The organism is Pseudomonas sp. R3.Fl, assembly GCF_023516765.1.
Classification (GTDB): domain Bacteria; phylum Pseudomonadota; class Gammaproteobacteria; order Pseudomonadales; family Pseudomonadaceae; genus Pseudomonas; species Pseudomonas citronellolis.
Genome location: NZ_JAMGSO010000001.1, coordinates 3,327,506 through 3,348,932, shown reverse-complemented (window position 1 = coordinate 3,348,932; position 21,427 = coordinate 3,327,506). Strand labels below are relative to the sequence as shown.

Here is a 21,427-nt window from a genome sequence, read left to right as displayed (position 1 = left end):
ATCCTGGTCGGCGGCCATCGGGTTTCCTCCCCTCGGCGACAACTTACTTGAGCGTGACTATCCACTCGGCCAGGGTCTTGGCCTCGTCCTCGCTGACGGCGTTGGGCGGCATCGGCATCGCGCCCCAGACGCCCTGGCTGCCCTTGCGGATGCTGTGCATCACGTGGGCCACGCCGTCGGACTGGTCGCCGTACTTCTTCGCCACGTCATGGAAGGCCGGGCCCACCAGCTTCTTGTCCAGCGTGTGGCAGGCCACGCAGGCCTTGGCCTTGAACAGGTCCTCGGCGCTGCTGGCGAAGGCTGGCGCCTGTGCCAGCAACCCGGCGGCCAGCAGTACGGCCATTGCTTTGTTCATGGTTCTCTTTCCTCGCAGGCTTGGCGCCGCAGCGCCGGATCCAGATGCCGGCGTCCCGCCCGGCGGTGGCTGCGATTCTAGGAGGGGCCCTTCGCGCGGGCGCTTGATGACAATCAAGAACTTCCGGCGCGGCGCTTGAGGCGGATCGTCGCGCTGGCTAGCGTGCCAAGCCGTGGAACCCGATGGAGACCCCCCGCCCATGAACGCCCCCGCCCAGGAACTTCCGCTCTTCTACCAGCCCAGCGGCAACGAGGTGACGCTGTTCGGCGAAGCCGCGGCGCAAGGCATGCCGGTGCTGATCAAGGGCCCCACCGGCTGCGGCAAGACGCGCTTCGTCCAGCACATGGCGCAGCGCCTGGGCCGGCCGCTGTACACCGTGGCCTGCCACGACGACCTGTCGGCGGCGGACCTGGTGGGCCGCCACCTGATCGGCAGCGACGGCACCTGGTGGCAGGACGGCCCGCTGACCCGCGCGGTGCGCGAGGGCGGCATCTGCTACCTCGACGAGGTGGTCGAGGCGCGCCAGGACACGGTGGTGGTGCTGCACCCGCTGGCCGACGATCGCCGCGAGCTGTTCATCGAGCGCACCGGCGAGTCGCTGGTGGCGCCGCCCGGCTTCATGCTGGTGGTGTCCTACAACCCCGGCTACCAGAACCTGCTCAAGGGCATGAAGCCGAGCACCCGCCAGCGCTTCGTGGCGCTGCGCTTCGATTACCCGGCGGCGGAGGTGGAGGCGGGCATCATCGCCCGCGAGGCCAACGTCGACCGCGAGCTGGCCCAGCGCCTGGCGCAACTGGGCGTGGCCCTGCGCCGCCTGGGGCGGCAGGAGCTGGAGGAAGTCTGCTCGACGCGCCTGTTGGTGCTCACCGCGCGGCTGATCCATGCCGGGCTGGCGCCGCGCGAGGCGTGCCGCGCCGGGTTGGCCGAGCCGCTGTCCGACGACGAGGGCACCGTCGCCGCGCTGATGGACCTGGTCGATGTCCACTTCGCCTGAGGCCCTGGCCGGCACCCGGCGCCTGCCGGGCGACCTGGCGATGTGGCTGTTCATCCTCGCCGAGCTGAGCGTCTTCGCCATCCTCATCCTGGTCTTCGCCGTGGCCCAGCGCCTGGATGCCGAGGGCTTCCGCGACGGCCGCGCGGCGCTGGACCTGTCCCTGGGCCTGGTCCTGACGCTGAGCCTGCTGACCGCCGGCTTCCTCGCCGCCGCCGCGGTGGAGCTGGTGCGCCGCGGCTACCAGCGCCGCGCCGGCTTCCTGCTGCTGGCGGCGCTGGCGCTGGGCCTGCTGCACGTCTGGCTGAAGGCTGGCGAGTACCTGCACCTGGCGCAGCGCGGGCTGGATCTGGAGCACAGCACCTTCTTCACGCTGTTCTGGCTGGTCACCGGCTTCCACTTCCTGCACGTCTGGCTGGGCCTGGTGATCCTCGGCTGGATGGCCCTGCGCTGCCTGCGCGGCGCCTATGCCGAGGGCGCCCTCGGCGGGCTGGAATCCGGGGCGCTGTACTGGCACATGGTCGACCTGGTGTGGGTGATGCTGTTCCCGCTGGTCTACGTGTTGGCGCCGCTGCCATGAGGTCGCTGGCCCTGGCCTGGGCGTTGCTGGTGCCGCTGGCGCTGGCCGGCATCTGGCTCGGCAACCACGCCGCCAGCGCGCTGTTGCCGGTGGCGAGCATCCTGCTGCTGGCGCTGGGCAAGGCCTGGCTCATCGTGCTGCGCTTCATGGAGCTGGGCCACGGCCCGGCGCTGTGGCGCCGGCTGCTGCTCGGCTGGCCGCTGGCGCTCGCCGTGCTCCTTCTGGCCGTCCACGCAAGCTACTGATTTACCTGAAAATAAATACCTGACAGGAAGCATTGGTCTTTCTTGATCGCCATCAAGCGGATCGGCCCGGGGGCCTTCCTAGAATGGCCGCAAATCGAGACCGAGGAGGACCCCATGTCAGACACCTTCACCAAGGGCATGGCGAGGAACATCTACCTGGGGGGAGGCGTTTTCTTCTTCCTGGTGTTTCTCGCCCTGACCTATCACACCGAAACCACCTTCCCCAAACGCACCAACCAGGCCGAGCTGACCGAGTCGGTGGTGCGCGGCAAGCTGGTGTGGGAGCAGAACAACTGCGTCGGCTGCCATTCGCTGCTCGGCGAGGGCGCCTACTTCGCGCCGGAGCTGGGCAACGTGATCGGCCGCCGCGGTGGTGACGCCGCCTTCGACAGCTTCCTCGCCGCCTGGATGAAGATGCAGCCGCTGGGCATCCCCGGGCGCCGGCAGATGCCGCAGTTCCACCTCAGCGACCAGGAGGTGGCGGACCTGGCGGCCTTCCTGCGCTGGACCTCGAAGATCGATACCAACAAATGGCCGCCGAACAAGGAGGGTTGATCATGAACCCGGGCAATCCCCATCTGAAATTCGCCTCGCAAGCGGTGGCCAAGCCGTACTTCGTATTCGCCCTGATGCTGTTCGTCGGGCAGATCGTCTTCGGCCTGGTCATGGGCATGCAGTACGTGGTCGGCGACTTCCTGTTCCCGGCCATCCCCTTCAACGTCGCGCGCATGGTGCACACCAACCTGCTGATCGTCTGGCTGCTGTTCGGCTTCATGGGCGCGGCCTACTACCTGGTGCCGGAGGAGGCCGACCGCGAGCTGCATAGCCCGAAACTGGCGATCGTGCTGTTCTGGGTGTTCGCCGCGGCCGGGGTGCTGACCATCCTCGGCTACCTGCTGGTGCCCTACGCGGGGCTGGCGCGGCTGACCCACAACGAGCTGCTGCCGACCATGGGCCGGGAGTTCCTCGAACAGCCGACCATCACCAAGCTGGGCATAGTCGTGGTCGCCCTGGGCTTCCTCTACAACATCGGCATGACCTTGCTGAAGGGCCGCAAGACGGTGGTCAGCGTGGTGATGATGACCGGCCTGGTGGGGCTTGCGGTGTTCTTCCTGTTCTCCTTCTACAACCCGGAGAACCTGGCCCGCGACAAGTACTACTGGTGGTGGGTGGTGCACCTGTGGGTGGAAGGCGTGTGGGAGCTGATCATGGGCTCGATGCTGGCCTTCGTGCTGATCAAGGTCACCGGTGTCGACCGCGAGGTGGTGGAGAAGTGGCTCTACGTGATCATCGCCATGGCCCTGATCACCGGCATCATCGGCACCGGCCACCACTACTTCTGGATCGGCGCGCCGGGCGTGTGGCTGTGGCTCGGCTCGATCTTCTCCGCGCTTGAACCGCTGCCGTTCTTCGCCATGGTGCTGTTCGCCTTCAACATGGTGCGCCGCCGTCGCCGCGAGCACCCGAACAAGGCCGCCTCGCTCTGGGCCCTGGGCACCACGGTGACCGCGTTCCTCGGCGCCGGCGTGTGGGGCTTCCTGCACACCCTGGCCCCGGTGAACTACTACACCCACGGCACCCAGCTGACCGCGGCCCACGGCCACCTGGCCTTCTACGGCGCCTACGTGATGATCGTGATCACCCTGATCAGCTACGCCATGCCGCGCCTGCGCGGGATCGGCGAGGCGGCCGACGCCCGGGCGCAGAGCCTGGAGATCTGGGCCTTCTGGCTGATGACCATCTCCATGCTGCTGATCACCCTGCTGCTGACCGCCGCCGGCGTGGTGCAGGTGTGGCTGCAGCGGATGCCGGCCGACGGCGCGGCCATGCCGTTCATGGCCACGGTGGAGCAACTGAAGGTGTTCTTCTGGCTGCGCCTGTACGCCGGCTTCGGCTTCCTCATCGGGCTGATCTGCTACCTGCTGAGCTTCCGCCAGCGCGGCCGCATCGCGGTGGGCGTGGCGCAGCAGGCCGGTTGAGTTCCCTCCCCCGGGGCCCGTCTGCCTGGCAGCGGGCCCTTTTTTTCGCGAGGCCGCGATGACCATTCACCTGGAACTGGAGGAAGGCTTCGGCCGCGCCTGGCACCGCTTCATCACCCGCCGCGCGAGCCCGACGTTCGAGGACGCGACGGTGAGCCTGGACGAGGTCCGCCGCAGCCTGCTGCTGCTGTTCCGCGGCACCGGCGGCGAGGCCGGCGTCGGCGTGGAGGCGGCCAGCCCGCGCGAACTGCTGGTGCGGCGCAGCCTGTTGCAACAGGTGGCCGGCACCTGCCAGCAGCTGCCGGTGGCCTGGTTCGACGCCGATTCCCTGCGCCTGCCGCCCAGCCTGGCGGTCTACCCCGATGCGCAACTGAACCGTGAACTCTACCGCTGGCTGGCGCTGCTCGCGGCGCACAGCCAGCCGCTGCGGCACTGGGCCGGCGACAACCAGGCCTGGACCCTCGCCGTGTTGCAGCGCTACCCGCTGCTGCGCCCGCGCTATGAACGCCTGGTGGAGGCGCTGCTGCCGCTGCGCCCGGACCCGGCCCAGCTGCCGCCGGCCGAGGCGGTGCTGGAGCGCGCGCTGCGCCAGGCCCTGCGCGAGCCGGGCAGCGTCCTCCGCCTGCCGCGCAGCGAGCGCGCGCCCTGGCCGCTGCCGTTGTGGCTGTATCCGCCGCAGCAACTGGCGGCGCCGCAGCGCACCGAGCTGGTCGACGGCGAAGAGCAGGGCAGGCCGACGGGCGAAGCTCGCAACGGCATCGCCCGCAAGCGTGGCGAGCGTACCGAACAGGACCCGGGGCGCGGCGGCCTGCTGCTGTTCCGCCTGGAGAACCTGTTCAGCTGGTCCGAGCACGTCGAGCTGGACCGCGCCGGCGACGACAGCGAGGACCTGGACGCCGCGCGGGTGGCCGAGGACCTCGACCACCTGAGCCTGTCCCGGCAACGCCAGCGCAAGGGCGGCGGCCTGCGCCTGGACCTCGACCTGCCGGCGGCCGAATACGACGACCTGCCGCTGGGCGAGGGCATCCGCCTGCCAGAGTGGGACTACCGGCGCCAGTGCCTGCTGCCCGACCACGTCTGCCTGCAACCGATGCTGCCGCGCGATGCCGCGCCGGCGCCCTTGCCGGACGCGCTCGCGCCCATCGCCCGGCGTCTGCGCCGGCAATTCGAAGGCCTGCGCCAGCAACCGCAGTGGCTGCGCCGCCAGCCCCAGGGCAGCGAGCCGGACCTGCAGGCCTGGCTGGACTTCAGCGTCGAACGGCGCCTGGGCGCCTGCGCCGAGACCGGCCTGTTCCTCGAGCGCCGGCAAACCCGCCGCGACCTGGCCTGCCTGCTGCTGGCCGACCTGTCGATGTCCACCGACGCGCACCTGGACGACCGCCACCGCGTCATCGACCTGATCGGCGACAGCCTGCTGCTGTTCGGCGAAGCATTGCAGGCGGTGGGTGACCGTTTCGCGCTGTACGGTTTCTCCTCGCTGCGCCGGCACCACGTGCGCCTGACCCAGCTGAAGAGCTTCGAGGAACGCCACGGCGACGCCGTGCGCGGCCGCATCCGCGCCCTGCGCCCGGGCTACTACACGCGCATGGGCGCGGCGATCCGCCGGGCCACGCAACTGCTGCTCGAACGCGGCGAGCGCCAGCGCCTGCTGCTGATCCTCACCGACGGCAAGCCCAACGACCTGGATTGCTACGAGGGCCGCTACGGCATCGAAGACACCCGCCAGGCGGTGCTGGAAGCCCGCCGCGCCGGGGTGCTGCCGTTCTGCCTGACCATCGACCGCGAGGCGGCGGACTACCTGCCGCACCTGTTCGGCCACCAGGGCTACCTGATGCTGCGCGACCCGGCCCAACTGCCGCTGCGCCTGCCGCAGCTATACCGCCAACTGACCCGCCGCCGCGAGTGAGGCCGTGCGCCATTGTAGGAGCGGGCTCTGCCCGCGAATCGCGCGCAGGGCGCGCTCCTACAGGGGAACGATGTGGCGAGTGAGGCGGTGGACAGCCCTTTGTAGGAGCGAGGGGGGACGCCTGGTTCTTGCTCGCGAACCAATCCCCGCAGCGGGACCCGTTCGCGACCGGATTTTCCGGCCACTCAGGACAGCCCCCTCTCCCGCTTGCGGGAGAGGGTTGGGGAGAGGGCGCTCTTGAGCCCAACACTTACGCCACCGGCAAACCCCGTTCGCGAGCAAGCTCGCTCCTACGAAAAGCACCTCGTAGCCGGGCGTATCAGGATGGCTCCGGATTTACCGGCCGCTCAGGACAGCCCCCTCTCCCGCTTGCGGGAGAGGGTTGGGGAGAGGGTGCTCTTGAGCCCAACACCTGCGTCGCCGGAAACCCCGTTCGCGAGCAAGCTCGCTCCTACGAGAAGCATTCGGCTGTCTATTGGGTTCCCGCGTTCGCGCACTGCTGTCCGGCACGCCTCATGCTATTAACAGTTGCCCCTGACGCAGGTTGATCTCGCGTATTCGCTCTTGCCGTCGTCGGTAACGTTCAGCCTCCAGGCCAGGACGCTGAAACAGCGTCGCCTGTACCTCCACCATCAGCATCCACAGGCTCTGCTGCGTTCCCGTCCTGCGTTGGTAAAGGCTCAGCAACAAGTAGCTGATCAGCGCACAGAGAATCTGGATGCGCACGGCATTCTCGCTACGGCCCAGGAAACGCCTGACCTTCAGGTGTTGCTTGATCCATTTGAAAAACAGCTCGATCCGCCAGCGATCCCGGTAGCGCTCGGCGATTTCTGCCGCCGGGCTACTCAGGTCGTTGGTCGCCAGGCTCAGAGGCGGCTCATCGCCTGGGCGGTTCACCAGGATCCGCCGCAGGGGCTGGGTGTAGTGATTACGCCGCCGGCCACCTGGGTTGCGGTTGGAGAAACTCACCTCTTCGTCTCGCAGGATCGTTTCCCGGTCTTGCTGGGGGATCTCGCGCTGAGCCAGGACCTTGAGCTGCACATTGGACTTGAATCGTGTGACGAAGCGGGCCTTCTGGGCATCCAGGCTCGCCCACCAGTTGAAGTCGTAATAACCCTTGTCAAACACGTAGGTGGCCTGCGGTTCGATGTTCAGCCTCCTGCCTTCATCAACGTCGTTGACGTTGGCTGCGCTGAAGCTGCAGTGCACCGGCGCAGCCGCCTGCTCGGCATACAGCACATGGACTTTCAGCCCCTGGGAGCGGGTTCGATTGGACAACGTCCATTCGTCGAAGCCAGGGCCCTTGAGGGGGATCGTGGTGGAATCCAGCAGGTACAGCAGCTCTTTCCCGTCACGGCGTAACTGCCGGCAGACGCCCGCCATCAGGTAGTGCGCTGCCTGGGCGAAGACCTCGGTATTACGGCGTTCGTTGGCGTCGGCCAGGGTGGAACGTCGGATCGGGCCCGTACCCAGGTGATAGTGCTGATGGGGGTGGCTGTTGAAGCTGGTTTCAAGCGCACGCAGGCTGCTCGCGCCTGCCAGGTGGGCGTACACCATGGCCACCAGGTGATCCCAACTGCCAAAGCGCTTGCTGTGCTTGTCGGCGTTTTGTTCGGCGACCAGTCGATCGAAGACGCCGCGAGGCAGCGCTTTTAGAACATCGTGAAAACGGCTTATCCTGAACATCTTGCGGGGCTGTGAGGTTGAGTTGGCGCTCAACGGTTTAACCCGTGCCTTCAGCCCCCGCAAGCCCTCCAGACTTTCCCCGATAAATATTCCGGACAGTAGTGCGCGTTCGCGGGAATGACGGGATTAAGATTCGTGTTTTCCGACGTCATTCCCGCGAACGCGGGAACCCAGAAAACAGCGTAGGAGCGGATTCATCCGCGATCCGGCCGGCAGACCGGTCTCAGGACGCCTAACGCGGCAACCAGACGGCCATGGCCACGCAGAACAGCGCGAGAATGACGCAGAAAACCCGGAACCGACGCAGCCGCCTCTGCCGGGCCAGGGCCTGTTCGGCCGGCAGCGGCATGCCGCAGTGCGGGCAGTCGGCGTGCTCGTCGGTGCTGGCTTGCTGGCAATACAGGCACTGGCGCATACCTATTCGAACTGCTCCAGGCGCAGCGGATCGAGGACCTGCACGGTGCGGCCCTGCAGGTCGATGATGCGTTCGTCGATCAGCCGGCGCAGCACGCGGGAGAAGGTTTCCGGCTGGATCGACAGATGCCCGGCCACCAGTTGCTTGGCCATCGGCAGGTCGAAGCGCAGGTCGGCGTCGCCGTGGCGGTTGAGCAGCGTCAGCAGGTAGCGCACCACCCGGTGGGTGGAGTTCTTCAGCGACAGCGTCTCGATCTCGTTGATCCGCCGGTGCAGGCGGATGCACAGGGTGCCGAGCAGGGCGAAGGGCAGCTGCGGGTTGCTGTGCAGCAGTTCCAGGTAGGTGCGGTTGGCGAAGCGGTAGACCTGCGTCGGCTCCAGCGCCTGGGCTGAGGCGACGTAGTCCGGGGTGTCCATGAACATCATGGCCTCGGCGAAGGTCTGCCGGCCGACCACCACTTCCAGCACCTTCTCCTGGCCCTCCGGGGTCAGCCGGAAGATCTTCACCGCGCCGGATATCACGAAGAAGAACGCATGCGCCGGCTCGCCCTGGTGGAACAGCTTGTCGCCCTTGTCGAGGTTGAGCAGCTGGCAGGTGGCGAGCAGCTGTTCCAGCTGCGCCTCGTCGAGGGCATCGAACAGGTGATGCCCGCGCAGGATCTGCTGGTGGACGCGCTGGGACTGCATGGCGGAGCTTTCCTGGGCCGGGGACATCCGCCCAGTATGCTCGCCATGCGCGGGTTGGGGGGTGAGGCATGCTGTCACGCCGGCCTCCGGCCGATGAGTGGTCATTGCGGCCGGTTGGCGCCGACGAACAGCAGGTTGTTCTCCAGGTGGATGTGCTGCATCAGGTCGCGGCGCAGCTCCTCCAGCCCGGCGTAGAGCGCGCGCCAGGTGGTGCAGGCGTTGGCCGGGGCGGTCAGGTCGTCGGTCAGCTCGGCCAGCGCGGCCAGGGACTGGGCATGTTCGTCGTGCTCGTGGCGCATCACCCCGATCGGCCCCTGCACGTGTAGCAGCGACACGCCCTGAATCAGCCAGGGGAACAGGATGTGCTCCTCCTTGCACATGTGCGATTCGAGTTCTTCCTGCATCCGCTCCAGCAGCGCCACCAGGCCGTGGGGGCAGTACGGGTGCGCGGCGTGGGTGCGCTCCACGCGCTGGGCCAGCGGCAGCAGCGCGGGGAACTGCTGGCGATGGCGCTGGTGGTAGCGCTCGAGGATGTGCTCGATCAGTTCGGCGTTACTCGCCTGGCGCCAGTCGCGCTCTGCGCTGGCCGGGCGCAGGGCGCGCAGTTCGCTGGCGATGCGCTCGGCGTCCAGGCCCAGTTCGCCGGCGGCTTCGCGCAGGCTGCGCTGGCCGGCGCAGCAGAAGTCCAGCTTGTAGTCGCGCAGCAGGCTGGTGCTGCCGGGCAGGCTGCAGGCCAGGTCGCTGAGGGTGCGTTCGGTCAGGTTGTCGTGCATGGCGGCGGGCCTCGGGAGTCGGTGCGGTAGGCAGGCGCCAGTCTAGGAAGGGCGGTGGCCCGGGCTCCTTGATTGCGGTCAAGCGTCGCAGTGCGCGGTTTCCCGTTCGTCGTCGCCCTCGGCGATGTGCAGCAGCTGCTGCGGGTTGCGCACCAGCAGCTTCTGCCGGCCGCCGCGCACCAGGCCGCGGCCTTCCCAGGCGCAGAGGATGCGCGAGACGGTGTGCAGGGTGGTGCCGGTCATCTCGGCGATGTCCTGGCGGCTGACCGGGAAGTCGATGCGCACGCCCTCGGACTCCGCCCGGCCGCTGTTGCGCACCAGGCGCAGCACGGCGTGGGCGACGCGGCGCTCGACTTCCTCGGTGGCCAGTTCGCAGAAGCGCACGTGGGCTTCCTGCAGGCGCACGCCGATGGCCTGCACGGTGTTCAGGGCGAAGCCGGGGTGGCGCGCCAGCAGCGGTTCCCACAGCGCGGTGGGCCAGGCCAGCGCCAGGCTTTCCTGGGTGGCGCTGGCGGTGGCGGGGTAGTCCTCGCGGCCCAGGGCGCGGACGAAGCCGAACAGGTCGCCGGGGTTGACCAGGCGCACCAGCACGCGCTGGCCGTCGCAGGTCAGCTGGGTGGCCTTGAGGCGGCCGTGGACCAGCAGGTAGAAGTGCTCGGCCGGCTCGCCCTGCTCGAACACCGTGGCGCCGCAGTGCAGCGGCAGCACGCTGGCCGGGCGGAGGATGTCGTCCTGTTCCTCGCGGGTGCAGTTGGCAAAGGGTGGCAGGTTCGCCAGCCAGGCGCGGTTGATCGTCGGCTTGTCGCTCACGCTCGGGATTCCCTGGGGGCCCGCCGCAGCATACCCGTTTCGCGGGGGGGCGAAACTTGAGTGGGATCAAGTCAAGGCAGCTCTCTGACCAGGCGGAAACCCAGGTTGTCCGGCGGTTGCCCGGCGCTGCAGCCGCCGCCGCGGGCGTCGCGGACGAATTCGTTGATGGCGGCGCGGTGGCGGCCCTCGGCGATGCGGATCGAGCAGGCCTCGACGCGGCTCTTTTCCGCGCCGCCGGCATCCAGGCTGACCCGCGTGTGGCAGCTCTGCGTCCACTCCCAGACGTTGCCTGCCAGGTCGGCCACCCCCAGTTCGTTGAGGCCATGGCTGCCGCGCGGCTGCGCCCGGGCCGGGCCTTCGCTGGCCGCCGCGGCTTCGAAGCGGTAGCGCGCCAGCCAGCGGCGCGCCGGGTTGCGGCCGTCGTCGTCGATGCGCAGGGCGTCGTCGGCCCAGCGCGAGCCGGCGAAGAACGCCCATTCCTCATCGCTGGGCAGGCGCCAGCGCTGGCCGGTGCGCTTGGACAGCCAGTCGGCGTAGAGCTGCGCATCCAGCAGGCTGGCACCGGTGAGCGGCAGGTCGGCGCCGGGCGTGGCGGCCTGGCCATCCAGCGCCAGGCAGGCGCCGGCGTCCACGCAGCGGGCGTATTCGGCCTGGCTGACCTGGTATTTCATCACCGCGAAGCGCGGCGCCAGGCGTTCGCTGCGCAGCGGCGCATCCACCGGGCGGGCGTCGCGCCAGTAGTCGCCGGCGGGGCGGAAGCGGTATTCCCGCGGCGTCAGGCTGACGGTCTCCGGCGCCAGGCCCGGATCGCTGCGCGGCAGCCAGGCGCCCAGGGCGATGGCCACCAGCAGCAGCGGAAGGGCGATGATCAGCGCCTTGCGCATCGGCGTTCCCTCGTGGCGGGGCCGGCCCTCGCAGGCCGGCCGGTGGCGTCACTTGATGGGCGAGGGCGGTTCGACCTGGCTCATCAGGTCGGAGTCCCACTGCCCCTCGACCTGGAAGTGCGCGGTGGCGCCCAGCGCCACGCCTTCGATCAGGTTGTGGTTGAGGTAGGCGTACAGGCCCGGCTGGCGGAAGGTGTACAGCGCCGCGCCGGCGGCGCCGCCGGGGATGAACCAGGTCTCCAGGCCTTCCTCCGGCGGGTTGCCGAACTTGCCGGTGGCCCAGACGTGGTCGCCGTGGCCGCCGATCAGGTGCGGGCGGGTGTCGCGGTTGGCCTGGGAGTGGACGATCAGCACGGTCTCGCCGACCTTGGCGGTCAGCGCGTTCTTGCCGGTCAGGGCGCCGACCCGGCCGTTGAACACCACGTGGCTGGGGATCAACCCCTTCATGGTTTCCATGGTGTCGTTGAAGCTCTCGGCGGGCGTGGCGTAGCGCTTGAATTTGCCGTCCTTGTCGCGCGGCACGTAGAAGTCCTGCTCGCCGACGTAGAACACCTTGTCGTACTTCAGCGGGCGGCCGTCGCGGTCCTTCAGACCGTCGCGCGGCAGCACCATGATCGCGCCGTTCATGCCCGAGACCACGTGCCAGGGAATCATCATCCCGCCGGGCGCGCAGTGGTAGACGAACACGCCGGGGCGGGTGGCCTTGAAGCGCAGCTTGACCTGCTCGCCGGGGTTGACGATGGTCAGCGAGCCGCCGCCCAGGGCGCCGGTGGCGGCGTGGAAGTCGATGTTGTGGGCCATGCTGTTGCTGGCCGGGTTGACCAGGGTGAGCTCGACGTAGTCGTCCTGGTGCACCACCATCAGCGGCCCGGGCACCGAACCCTCGAAGGTCATGGCGTGGATGTGGGTTTCGTCATCGTCGATGATCAGGTCCTTCTCCTGGATGACCATGCGGAACTCCACCACCCGCGGCTTGGCGCTGGTGCGTTGTTCGTGGGCATGGACGAAGGGCGGGGCGAGCAGCTCGACCTTGCTCCTGGCCAGCTTCGACAGGTCCGGCGCCGGCCCGGTCTGCAGCGGCGCCGACTCCTTGGCGAAGGCCAGACCGCTGCCGAGGACCGAGCCGGCGACGCCGAGCGCGACGGCTCCGGCGAGCAGGCTACGGCGCGAGAAAGGCGTTTTTTCCAGGTCAGCCATGGGTACTTCTCCTAATGGACGAGATTGCGTTGTCCACAGGGAAACCCCTTGGGCGAAAACCTTCTTTGCGCCGCAGCAAATAGCGGCGCAGCTGGACAATCTGCCGCAGCGCGCCGTCTGGTTTTTCCTACGGCGCCTGTGTGAATGCGGCAAGTGCCTGTGCGCCGAGGTAAGATTCCAGCCCAAAGAGCGAACCTCCCGCGCCAAGGCGCGGGCTCCAACGGACAAGGACCTTGCATGCGCCCGCGTGGACTCCCCCTCCTGGCCCTCACCTTCGGCGTGCTTGCCGCGCAGCAGGCCTACGCCAGCAGCGACGACTCCTGCTACCCGAGCTGGAACCTCAAGCGCGACACCCTGGACGTGTGCAACAGCCTGCCGTTCCTGAGCCCCGGCAACGACAGCCGGGTCAACCTGCAGCTGCTGTTGGCCGATACCGGCCGCGCCAGCCTGCCGGTCAAGGCGCTGTCCGATGACGAGCAGCAGCTGGGCTACGGCCTGGTGCCCTTCCCGCTGACGCGCCTGTTCGACGAGCCTCTGGCCATGGAGCCCGCGCCGGGCGCCGCCAAGCCGGCGGCGCCCCTGGCGGAGCTTGCGGTGCGCATCGGCCTGCCGGCGGACGCGGTGCCGGCCGACGGCGAGCGCTTCGCCAGCGGCGAGGGCAGCCGCTGCCGCAGCAACAACCCGGCCACCGCCCAGGACTTCCTCGCCCAGCTGCTGGCCGCCGACCTGCCGCCCGCCGAGCGGCAGGGCCTGGCGCGGGCGCGCCTGGCCCTGTTGCAGGGCTGCCAGTGGGACGACGCGCAGCTCGCCGGGCTGCTGCCCAAGGACGTGGATTCCCCCGCCGGGCGTGATTTCGCCGGCTACCTGCAGGGCGTCGCCGCCTTCTACAGCGGCCACTTCCAGGCCGCGCGCAAGAGCTTCCAGGCCCTGCACGACAGCCGGCTGCCGTGGCTGCGCGAGACGGCGCGCTACATGCTCGGCCGCAGCCAGCTCAACCAGGCGCAGCAGAACGCCTTCGACGACATGGGCTACCCCGACCTGCGCAAGGTCGACCAGGCCGCGCTGAAGGTCGCCGAGAGCGACTTCAAGGCCTACCTGCAGGCTTATCCACAGGGCCGCTACGCCACCTCGGCCAAGGGCCTGATGCGCCGCGTGTACTGGCTGATGAACGACCCCGGGCGCCTGGCCGCGGAGTACGCCTGGCTGTTCGCCCAGCCGGAAACGGCCCAGGGCAACGCAGACCAGGCCCAGCTGATCGCCGAGGTGGACAACAAGCTGCTGGTCAGCGCGCACCCGGCCGAGGTCAAGAACCCGCGCCTGCTGGCGGTGCTCGACCTGATGCAGATGCGCCACCACGAAGCCGGCGAGGGCCGCGCCCTCGACCTGCCCGGGCTGCAGGCGCAGAAGCCGCTGTTCGCCGAGCTGCCGGGGCTGCACGACTACCTGCTGGCCGCCTGGCAGCTGTACGTCGAGGAGCAGCCGGCCAAGGCGGCCGAACAATTGCCGAAGGCCCTGCCGCAGAAGCTCGACTACCTCGCCTTCAGCCAGCAGACCCTGCGCGGCTTCGCCCTGGAGGCCGGCAACGACTGGCTGGGCGCGGAGAAGCTCTGGCTGCAACTGCTGCCGCTGGCCCGCCAGCCGCTGCAGCGCGAGCAGCTGGAACTGGCGCTGGCCTTCAACTACGAGCGCAGCGACCGCCTGGTGAAGGTCTATGCGGAGAACTCGCCGGTGCGCACCCCGGCCATCCGCGAGCTGCTGCTGCGCCACATCGCCGGCCCCGAGCTGCTGCGCCAGCAGGTGAAGTCCGAGACGGCGCCGGCCGAGGAGCGCGACACCGCGCTCTTCACCCTGCTGTACAAGGACCTGCTGCACGGCCGCTACGCCAACTTCGTCAACGACCTCGCGCTGCTGCCGGCCGAGCCCTCGACCAAGCCGCTGAGCGCCAGCCTCGGCTTCGTCTATGGCGGCGGGCAGCCGCTGAGCCTGTTCCAGTGGCCGGGCGGCAAGGGCAACGCCGGCTACGACTGCCCGGCCATCCGCGACCTCGCCCTGGCCCTGCAGCAGGAACCGCAGCCGCCGCAGGCGCTGAACTGCTTCGGCGAGTTCATCCTGCGCAACAACCTCGACAGCTTCCCGCTGGACAACCAGCCCGGCGTGCGCGAGCTGGGCGGCAGCCCGTCGCTGTTCGAAGGCGAGCCCTACTCGCGCCTGGACGGCTACCTGAAGGTGATCGCCGACGACCAGGCTGGCAGCGACGACAAGGCCTATGCGCTCTACCGTGCGATCAACTGCTACGCGCCCAGCGGCTACAACGGCTGCGGCAAGCAGGACATCGCCCCGGCGCAGCGCAAGCGTTGGTTCCGCACCCTGAAGACGCAGTACGCCGACACGCCCTGGTCGAAATCGCTGAAGTATTACTGGTAGCGCGGCCATGGGCCTGGCCGCGAAGAGTCTGGCGCTGGGCCTGCTGCTGTGGAGCGCCACGGCCCGCGCCGGGGTGGTGGATGCCGCCGACTACGACGCCTTCTGGCTGTGGGGCGGCGTGCAGGCCCAGCCGGTGCTGCGCCAGGCGCGCACGCTGTACGTGTTGCAGGGCCAGGTCAGCGCCCCGCGCGGCGCCCCCGAACAACCGGCGCGCCTGCACGCCCAGGGCATCGCCATGCCGCGCCTGCGAACGGGCCAGGTGTGGCTGGTCTACCGCGCCCACAGCCTGCGCTGGAGCGAGGACAGCTACGCGACCCTGCTGGCCCAGCTGCGCCGCTGGCAGCGCGCCGGCAACCCGCTGCTGGGCGTGCAGATCGACTTCGACGCCCGCACCCGCTACCTCCAGGAATACGTGGCCTTCCTGCGCGACTTCCGCCGGCGCCTGCCGATCGAATACCGCCTGAGCATCACCGGCCTGCTGGACTGGAGCAGCAACGCGGAGCCGGCGACCATCAATGAGCTCAAGGACGTGGTGGACGAGGTGGTGGTGCAGACCTACCAGGGGCGCCGGACGATTCCCGACTACCAGCGCTACCTGCCAAGGGTGGCGCGCCTGCAGCTGCCGTTCCGCATCGGCCTGGCGCAGTATGGGCAGTGGCAGGCGCCGGAGTATCTGGAGCGCAGTCCGTGGTTCAGGGGGTATGTGGTGTTTTTGCAGAATCCGTGAGTTGGTGGTCGGGGGGATTTTGTAGGAGCGAGCTTGCTCGCGAACGGAGTTTCCCGGCTGCAACGGAGCCTTGGGTTGACTCCGTCCCCTCTCCCCAGCCCTCGGCTGCGCGCCCCGCCCTGAAGGGAGAGGGGGCTAGTTCGTGCCGAGAGAGGGTGTGGTTTCACCTGAAACCTGCGGAGCTGCCGGCTGACTCAGGAATACCCAAGCACGCCGAACGGTCCCCTCTCCCTTCAGGGAGAGGGTTAGGGAGAGGGCGCTCTTCAGGTCAAGCGCCGAGATTGCCAGCGAAGCCCCGTTCGCGAGCAAGAACTAGGCGTCCCCCTCGCTCCTACGAAAAACCTCCGCAACCACAACTCCCCCCACACCCCGCCTTAGCCGGCCGCTCCACCAGATCCCGCATCAGCAACCCATGATCCAACCCCACCCCCTCAGGCACCGGCAGATACACGACGTGCCCATCACCCGGCGCCACCTCGATGGCTTCACCACGAGCGTTCTCCAGGCGTTCCAGCCGCAGCGTACGGTTCCCACCCGGCGTCATGAGTTCGAGGCTGTCACCCGCCGCGAAGCGGTTCTTCACCCTTACCTCGGCGAGGTCGCCACGCCGCCCGCCAGTGAACTCCCCGACAAACTGCTGGCGCTCCGCCCGCGAGCTGCCGTACTGGTAGTTCTGATACTCGTCATGCACATGGCGGCGCAGGAAACCCTCGGTGTAGCCGCGGTGGGCCAGGGACTCCAGCTCGTCCATCAGGCCACGGTCGAAGGGGCGGCCAGCCACGGCGTCGTCGATCGCCTTGCGGTAGGCCTGGGCGGTGCGTGCCACGTAGTAGTGCGACTTGGTGCGGCCCTCGATCTTCAGCGAGTGCACGCCCATCTCGGCCAGGCGCTGCACGTGCTGGATGGCGCGCAGGTCCTTGGAATTCATGATGTAGGTGCCGTGCTCGTCCTCGTGGGCCTCCATCAATTCGCCGGGGCGGTTGCCTTCCTCCAGCAGGAACACCGCGTCGCTGGGCGCGCCTTCTCCAAGGGTCGGCTCGCGCACCAGTTGGCCCAGCTCGTCCTCCCGCGCCGGGTGCGCCTGGTACTGCCAGCGGCAGGCGTTGGTGCAGGTGCCCTGGTTGGGGTCGCGGCGGTTGATGTAGCCCGACAGCAGGCAGCGCCCGGAGTAGGCCATGCACAGGGCTCCGTGGACGAACACCTCCAGCTCCATGTCCGGGACCTTCTCGCGGATCTCGCCGATCTCCTCCAACGACAGCTCGCGGGAGAGGATCACCCGCGACAGGCCCTGGTCGCGCCAGAAGGCCACGCTGGCCCAGTTCACCGCGTTGGCCTGCACCGAGAGGTGGATGTTCGCCGCGGGGAAATGCTGGCGCACCAGCATGATCATCCCCGGGTCGGACATGATCAGCGCATCCGGTCCCAGGGCCAGCACCGGCTCCAGGTCGGCCAGGAAGGTTTTCAATTTGGCGTTGTGCGGGGCGATGTTCACCACCAGGTAGAAACGCTTGCCCAGGGCATGGGCCTCGGCGATGCCGATGGCCAGGTTGGCCAGGTCGAATTCGTTGTTGCGCACCCGCAGGCTGTAGCGCGGTTGCCCGGCATAGACGGCATCGGCGCCGTAGGCGAAGGCGTGGCGCATGGCTTTCAGCGAGCCGGCGGGGGAGAGCAGTTCGGGGGCTTGGAGCATGGCGTGGGGACGGTTGTGGATAAAACGCTGCACTCTAGCGGGGGCGGGGGTTCGGTGCCCTGAGCGGGGTCAATGTTGGTGGGGCTTTTCGTAGGAGCGAGCTTGCTCGCGAATGGGGTTTCCTGGCTGCAGCGGAGCTTTGGATTGACTCCGCTCCCTCTCCCCAGCCCTCTCCCTGAAGGGAGAGGGGGCTAGTCCGTGCCGTTTGAAAGTAAGGATTCAGCTGGAAAGCACGGTGTCCGGCTAACTCCATAGTGTCCAACACTGCCCAACAGTCCCCTCTCCCTTCAGGGAGAGGGTTAGGGAGAGGGCGCTCTTCAGGTCAAGCGCCGAGACTGCCGGCGAAGCCCCGTTCGCGAGCAAGCTCGCTCCTACACAAAAAGCTCAACCTCACTCCAACCACCGCCGCCCCTGCAGCTCCAACAACATCTGCGCCTGCTCCGGCCCGTTGCTGCCGGCGGGGTAGGGCCTTGGGCGCTGGTAGTGCTCCTGCCAGCCGGCGATGATCGGGTCGATCCAGCGCCAGGCGGCTTCCACCTCGTCGCGGCGCATGAACAGCGTCGAGTCGCCCTGGATCACGTCCAGCAGCAGGCGCTCGTAGGCGTCCCAGCGGCGCTTGCCGGGGCTGGCGGTCTGCGCCAGGTTCAGGTCCAGCTCGGCCGGTTCCAGGCGCATGCCCTTGCCGGGGGTCTTGGTCATCAGTCGCAGGCTGATGCGCTCCTCCGGCTGCAACCTTATCCACAGGCGGTTGGCCGGGCCGCTGCCGTCGCCGATCAGGGCGTGGGGCACCGGCTTGAACTGGATGACGATCTCCGAGCACTTCTTCGCCATGCGCTTGCCGGTGCGCAGGTAGAAGGGCACGCCGGCCCAGCGCCAGTTGTCGATCTCGGCGCGCAGGGCGACGAAGGTCTCGGTGTCGCTGTCGTTGTCCACGTTCTTCTCGAACCAGTAGGCCGGCACCTCCTGGCCGCCGATCCGCCCGGCGCCGTACTGGCCGCGCACGGTGCGGTCCTGCACGTCGAGGCCGCCGATCGGGCGCAGGGCCTGGAGGATCTTCAGCTTCTCGTCGCGCACCGACTCGGCGTCGAAGTGCACCGGCACCTCCATGGCCACCAGGCACAGCAACTGCAGCAGGTGGTTCTGCACCATGTCGCGCATGGCCCCGGCGTGGTCGTAGTAGGCGCCGCGGTTCTCCACGCCGAGTGTCTCGTTGACGCTGATCTGCACGTGGTCGACGTAGGCGCTGCGCCACAGCGGCTCGAACAGGGTGTTGGCGAAGCGCAGGGCCAGCAGGTTCTGCACCGTCTCCTTGCCCAGGTAGTGGTCGATGCGGAACACCCGCGACTCGTCGAACACCTGGCCGATGGCCTGGTTGATCGCCCGCGCCGACTCCAGCGAATGGCCCAGCGGCTTCTCCAGCACGATGCGCGTGTTCGGTCCGGCGAGGCCCGCGACCTTGAGGTTCTGCGCGATGGGCGCGAAGAGGTCCGGGGCGGTGGCCAGGTAATGCACCAGCACGCGCTCGTGACCGAACTTCAGGCGCTGGCGCAGGCGGCTGAAGTCGGCGCTCTGCGAGGCGTCCATGGCCAGGTAGTCCAGGCGCGTGGCGAAGCTCTGCCAGTCGGCGACGCTGAAGTCGGCCCGCGCGACCTGCGCTCGGCAGTGCCGCTCGGCCAGAGCCAGGTAGGCCTCCTGCGAGCGCTGGCTGCGGGCCAGGGCGAGGATGCGGGTGTCGGCCGGCAGGCGCTCCTCGCGGTGCAGGTGGTAGAGCGCCGGCAGCAGCTTGTGCAGCGCCAGATCGCCGGTGCCACCGAACACCAGGATGTCGCAGGAAAGGGGAAATGCGGAAGATTCGGACATCATCGGGTACTGCTCCACCACTTATTGCCTGGGCGTGACCACCTGACTTGTAGTATAACTACAAGCCGACTACATCCCATCCGCCGATCATAGCCGAGTCCAGCCCAGTGAACCTGTTGCAGCACATTGCCCAGTCGCGTCATCTGCTTCGCAAGTCGGAACTCAAGGTCGCCGATCACGTGATGCAGGACCCCGCCTCGGTCATGCACAGCTCCATGGCCGACCTCGCCCACGGGGTGGGCGTCAGCGAGCCGACCATCGTGCGCTTCTGCCGCGCCATCGGCTGCACCGGCTTCCAGGACCTCAAGCTGAAGCTGGCGCAGAGCCTGGCCGCCGGCGCCAGCTTCGGCCAGTTCGCGATCAGCGAAAGCGACTCGGTCACCGACTTCAGCCTGAAGATCTTCGACACCACCCTGCATTCGCTGATGGAAGTGCGCGAGAAGCTCGACACCCACGCCCTGGAGCGCGCCATCGCCGCCATCGCCCACGCCCAGCGCGTGGAGTTCTACGGCTTCGGCGCCTCCGGCGCGGTGGCCGCGGATGCCCAGCACAAGTTCTTCCGCCTGCTGCTCTCGGCCGCGGCCTATTCCGACCCGCACATGCAGGCGATGTCGGCGGTGACCCTGAAGCCCAGCGACGTGGCCATCTGCATCTCGCAGTCCGGCCGCTCCAAGGACCTGCTGGTGACCGCCAACCTGGTCCGCGAGGCCGGCGCCACCCTGATCACCCTGTGCCCCAGCCAGACCCCGCTGGCCGACCTGGCCACGGTGAACCTGGCGGTGGACGTCCACGAAGACACCGACATCTACACCCCGCTGACCTCGCGCATCGCCCACCTGGTGGTGATCGACGTGCTGGCCATGGGCGTGGCCATGGCCCGCGGCCCGGACCTGGTCAACCACCTCAAGAGCGTCAAGCGCAGCCTGCGCAGCCTGCGCCTGTCGCCCAAGGTGGTGAAGAGCCACGAGGAGCCGCGGCCGGAAGAGACGTCCTGAGCCGGCGCCGACCACTCGTCGGCGTCACCGGCGCTTCACCGCCGCGCCCTCAAATTGTCATCCGTCGTCCGCATCCTGGCGTCTCCAGCCCTTCGGCCTTGGGAGATGCGAGATGCAACGCCATATCGACGACACCCAGCACCTGGACAGCAAGACCCGTCGCAAGCTCGAGGACCAGCGCCGAATGCAGTTCCGCCGGGCCATCGAAGAGCGCCTCGAAGCGCAACGCCTCGACCGCGAGATGTCCGATTATCCCGACCTGATCGCCGCCAACTACCTCAACTCTGCGCGGGCGTCGGTGAAAAGCGCTCGGCCAGCTGGCTGATCAGCGCGCGCTCCTCGCGGATGAAGGCGACGAACGCCTGGGCCACCGGGCTCAGGCGCTTGCCGCGGGCGTGCACCAGACACCAGCTGCGGTAGAGCGGCAACTCCTCCACCGGCAGTTCGCGCAGCAGCCCGGCGCGCAGTTCGCGGCTCACCGCGTGGCGCGGCAGCAGGGCCAGGCCGAGGCCGGCCAATACCCCTTCCCGTGAGCCTTCCAGCGAGGCGAATTCCAGCGTCTGCGGGAAGTGCGCGCGCTTCTGCTGGAAGTGTTCCTCGCAGGCCTTGCGCGTGCCCGAACCGGGCTCGCGGATCAGCAGCGGCCAGGATTCCAGGTCCTTCAGCGACAGCTTGGCGGCGCTGCACAGCGGGTGGTCGGGCGGCGCCACCGCGACTATCGGGTTGTTCAGGAAGGGCAGGAATTCCAGGGCCATGTCCTGCGGCACCAGGGACATGATCACCAGGTCGTCGCGGTTGTCCGACAGGCGCTTGATCACCTGGGCGCGGTTGACCACGGTGAGGTGCAGGCTGACGTCCGGGTGCTGCTTCTGGAAGGCGGCGAACAGGTGCGGGGTGATGTACTTGGCGCTGGACTCCACCGCCAGGCGCAGCTGGCCCTGCAGCGAGCCCTTGAGGTCGGAGAGCTGCATGTCCAGCACTTCCAGGCGCTGGAAGATGTCGGTGCTGGCGCGCAGCAGGGCGTCGGCGGCGTCGGTCTGGTAGAGCTTCTTGCCGATGTACTCGAACAGCGGCTGGCCGACCAGCTCCTCCAACTGGCGGATCTGCAGGCTGACCGCCGGCTGCGTCAGCGCCATTTCCTCCGCGGCGCGGCTGTAGGAACGGCTCTCGCACACCGCACGGAATACCTGCAGTTGGCGAAGTGTCATTCGCATCAAGGACTTA

The 21,427-nt window shown here is 68.4% G+C and carries 21 protein-coding genes; 10 read left to right on the top strand and 11 right to left on the bottom strand.

Annotated features, from left to right (window positions below):
• Positions 1-43: 43 nt before the first annotated feature.
• Positions 44-355, bottom strand: a complete 312-nt coding sequence (locus tag M8R19_RS14760; RefSeq protein ID WP_009614885.1) for a c-type cytochrome — start codon at positions 353-355, stop codon at positions 44-46.
• Positions 356-554: 199 nt separating this feature from the next.
• Here M8R19_RS14760 and M8R19_RS14755 point away from each other — a divergent pair, with 199 nt between their 5' ends.
• The 6 genes from M8R19_RS14755 to M8R19_RS14730 all read left to right on the top strand — a co-directional run bounded on the left by M8R19_RS14755 (position 555) and on the right by M8R19_RS14730 (position 6,056).
• Positions 555-1,349: a CbbQ/NirQ/NorQ/GpvN family protein gene (locus M8R19_RS14755; protein ID WP_009614887.1), complete on the top strand. Its 795-nt coding sequence runs from the start codon at positions 555-557 to the stop codon at positions 1,347-1,349.
• The gene (locus M8R19_RS14750) at positions 1,333-1,926 is read left to right on the top strand and encodes a cytochrome c oxidase subunit 3 (RefSeq protein WP_074978229.1); all 594 of its coding nucleotides are present in this window, start codon (positions 1,333-1,335) and stop codon (positions 1,924-1,926) included. Before M8R19_RS14755 ends, M8R19_RS14750 begins: the two co-directional genes overlap by 17 nt.
• Positions 1,923-2,171 carry a cytochrome C oxidase subunit IV family protein gene (locus M8R19_RS14745; RefSeq protein WP_009614890.1) on the top strand — a complete coding sequence of 83 codons (249 nt, stop codon included), beginning with the start codon at positions 1,923-1,925 and terminating at the stop codon, positions 2,169-2,171. Before M8R19_RS14750 ends, M8R19_RS14745 begins: the two co-directional genes overlap by 4 nt.
• A gap of 114 nt (positions 2,172-2,285) precedes the next feature.
• Positions 2,286-2,726, top strand: a complete 441-nt coding sequence (locus M8R19_RS14740) for a c-type cytochrome (RefSeq protein WP_043314711.1) — start codon at positions 2,286-2,288, stop codon at positions 2,724-2,726.
• On the top strand, positions 2,726-4,150 hold the full coding sequence (locus M8R19_RS14735; protein WP_249920179.1) for a cbb3-type cytochrome c oxidase subunit I: 1,425 nt from the start codon (positions 2,726-2,728) through the stop codon (positions 4,148-4,150). Before M8R19_RS14740 ends, M8R19_RS14735 begins: the two co-directional genes overlap by 1 nt.
• 58 nt (positions 4,151-4,208) lie before the next feature.
• Positions 4,209-6,056 carry a nitric oxide reductase activation protein NorD gene (locus tag M8R19_RS14730; RefSeq protein WP_249918162.1) on the top strand — a complete coding sequence of 616 codons (1,848 nt, stop codon included), beginning with the start codon at positions 4,209-4,211 and terminating at the stop codon, positions 6,054-6,056.
• Positions 6,057-6,569: 513 nt separating this feature from the next.
• Here the strand turns inward: M8R19_RS14730 and M8R19_RS14725 are convergent.
• From M8R19_RS14725 to nirK, 7 genes are all read right to left on the bottom strand, one after another.
• On the bottom strand, positions 6,570-7,742 hold the full coding sequence (locus tag M8R19_RS14725) for an IS4 family transposase (RefSeq protein ID WP_249917089.1): 1,173 nt from the start codon (positions 7,740-7,742) through the stop codon (positions 6,570-6,572).
• A gap of 232 nt (positions 7,743-7,974) precedes the next feature.
• Positions 7,975-8,157 (bottom strand): protein DnrP, encoded by a 183-nt coding sequence (locus M8R19_RS14720; RefSeq protein ID WP_074978221.1) that lies wholly within the window; start codon positions 8,155-8,157, stop codon positions 7,975-7,977.
• Positions 8,158-8,159: 2 nt separating this feature from the next.
• Complete coding sequence (locus tag M8R19_RS14715) at positions 8,160-8,843, bottom strand: Crp/Fnr family transcriptional regulator (protein ID WP_009614901.1); 684 nt, start codon at positions 8,841-8,843, stop codon at positions 8,160-8,162.
• Between the two features lie 101 nt (positions 8,844-8,944).
• Positions 8,945-9,616 carry an iron-sulfur cluster repair protein YtfE gene (gene ytfE, locus M8R19_RS14710; RefSeq protein WP_116424626.1) on the bottom strand — a complete coding sequence of 224 codons (672 nt, stop codon included), beginning with the start codon at positions 9,614-9,616 and terminating at the stop codon, positions 8,945-8,947.
• A 78-nt stretch (positions 9,617-9,694) separates the two neighbouring features.
• Positions 9,695-10,426, bottom strand: coding sequence for a Crp/Fnr family transcriptional regulator (locus tag M8R19_RS14705; protein ID WP_249918161.1), 732 nt, complete (start codon positions 10,424-10,426; stop codon positions 9,695-9,697).
• Positions 10,427-10,497: 71 nt separating this feature from the next.
• Positions 10,498-11,310, bottom strand: a complete 813-nt coding sequence (locus tag M8R19_RS14700) for an SUMF1/EgtB/PvdO family nonheme iron enzyme (protein ID WP_249918160.1) — start codon at positions 11,308-11,310, stop codon at positions 10,498-10,500.
• 48 nt (positions 11,311-11,358) lie between these two features.
• Positions 11,359-12,507: a copper-containing nitrite reductase gene (nirK, locus tag M8R19_RS14695; RefSeq protein WP_249918159.1), complete on the bottom strand. Its 1,149-nt coding sequence runs from the start codon at positions 12,505-12,507 to the stop codon at positions 11,359-11,361.
• A 237-nt stretch (positions 12,508-12,744) separates the two neighbouring features.
• Between nirK and M8R19_RS14690 the strand changes: the two genes are divergently transcribed.
• Together M8R19_RS14690 and M8R19_RS14685 are read left to right on the top strand one after the other, a co-directional pair.
• Entirely contained in the window at positions 12,745-14,931 is a 2,187-nt protein-coding gene (locus M8R19_RS14690; RefSeq protein ID WP_249918158.1) for a PA5441 family protein, read from the top strand.
• A 7-nt stretch (positions 14,932-14,938) separates the two neighbouring features.
• Positions 14,939-15,658 (top strand): DUF3142 domain-containing protein, encoded by a 720-nt coding sequence (locus M8R19_RS14685; RefSeq protein WP_249918157.1) that lies wholly within the window; start codon positions 14,939-14,941, stop codon positions 15,656-15,658.
• 331 nt (positions 15,659-15,989) lie between these two features.
• Here M8R19_RS14685 and trhP read toward each other — a convergent pair whose 3' ends face one another.
• Together trhP and zwf are read right to left on the bottom strand one after the other, a co-directional pair.
• Positions 15,990-17,348: a prephenate-dependent tRNA uridine(34) hydroxylase TrhP gene (gene trhP / locus M8R19_RS14680; RefSeq protein ID WP_249918156.1), complete on the bottom strand. Its 1,359-nt coding sequence runs from the start codon at positions 17,346-17,348 to the stop codon at positions 15,990-15,992.
• A gap of 390 nt (positions 17,349-17,738) precedes the next feature.
• Positions 17,739-19,208, bottom strand: coding sequence for a glucose-6-phosphate dehydrogenase (gene zwf / locus M8R19_RS14675; protein WP_116424758.1), 1,470 nt, complete (start codon positions 19,206-19,208; stop codon positions 17,739-17,741).
• A 107-nt stretch (positions 19,209-19,315) separates the two neighbouring features.
• Between zwf and hexR the strand changes: the two genes are divergently transcribed.
• Both hexR and M8R19_RS14665 read left to right on the top strand, forming a co-directional pair.
• Entirely contained in the window at positions 19,316-20,203 is an 888-nt protein-coding gene (hexR, locus tag M8R19_RS14670) for a transcriptional regulator HexR (protein WP_009614923.1), read from the top strand.
• 112 nt (positions 20,204-20,315) lie between these two features.
• Positions 20,316-20,528, top strand: coding sequence for a PA3496 family putative envelope integrity protein (locus M8R19_RS14665; RefSeq protein WP_043269785.1), 213 nt, complete (start codon positions 20,316-20,318; stop codon positions 20,526-20,528).
• On the opposite strand, the gene M8R19_RS14660 is transcribed toward M8R19_RS14665, so the two are convergent.
• Entirely contained in the window at positions 20,482-21,417 is a 936-nt protein-coding gene (locus M8R19_RS14660) for a LysR family transcriptional regulator (RefSeq protein ID WP_249920178.1), read from the bottom strand. The two genes, M8R19_RS14665 and M8R19_RS14660, sit on opposite strands and share 47 nt — an antisense overlap.
• Positions 21,418-21,427: the final 10 nt, after the last annotated feature.